The following is a 621-nucleotide window of genomic DNA, read 5'->3' on the forward strand; positions in this document are numbered from 1 at the left end:
TTCGGTAGTTTTTTCATCGCTCCATCCTCTCAAAGGTTGGAGTCTCCGAGAAACCCGGGGCGGTTCACTCGTTTCCGCGTGCATCATCCAGCCCGCATAAAGCTAGGTATTCTAAAACGATGCCCGGTAGCTTGGTCCGAATGTCTTGAGCCATTTTTTCGTAGTGGACACAGTGCAGCATCCTGAGTGTTGCATACAGCTGCGTCTCTGACTTGGCCCCCTCAATGTTCTGGCTACCACTCACAGTGGTAGCGAGTGCTTTGTGGGCCTGAACAACAGTATCAAGAGCGCAAATACTGAACCAGTCGGATGAGGGGTCCATAACTGCGACAAGGCTTTCTGTGAACACCTCTTTGCTGAATTCTAGCGCTGCGGGGCTTGGCTTTTGCTCCTGGGGTTGATCGTCAGGCAGCTTTCTACTAGCCTCATCAAGCGCTGCGAGAGTTTCGGCACTGAGTGGTTTAGAGTCAGTCATAAAAAGCTCCTATGGTCGTTTGATGCATGACACTGTCCCTTCGGCAGGAACAGGGCAGCCTGCGGCTGCAAATTGTGGGATTTTGAAATCGGTTATCATAGCCGAAATTGAGTCGATCCCTCCTCAGCACAGGCTTACACATGGCG

1 protein-coding gene is annotated in these 621 nt (G+C 51.7%); it reads right to left on the reverse strand.

Going from position 1 to position 621, the window contains the following annotated elements:
* Positions 1-64: 64 nt before the first annotated feature.
* Entirely contained in the window at positions 65-475 is a 411-nt protein-coding gene (locus tag AO277_RS14510) for a hypothetical protein (RefSeq protein ID WP_099259058.1), read from the reverse strand.
* Between the last annotated feature and the right edge of the window lie 146 nt (positions 476-621).

The organism is Pseudomonas amygdali, from assembly GCF_002699855.1.
Lineage (GTDB): Bacteria > Pseudomonadota > Gammaproteobacteria > Pseudomonadales > Pseudomonadaceae > Aquipseudomonas > Aquipseudomonas amygdali.

Excerpts from the sequence above, each read along its gene's own strand:
- AO277_RS14510 (WP_099259058.1), bottom strand. The coding sequence starts at position 475 with ATGACTGACTCTAAACCACTCAGTGCCGAAACTCTCGCAGCGCTTGAT.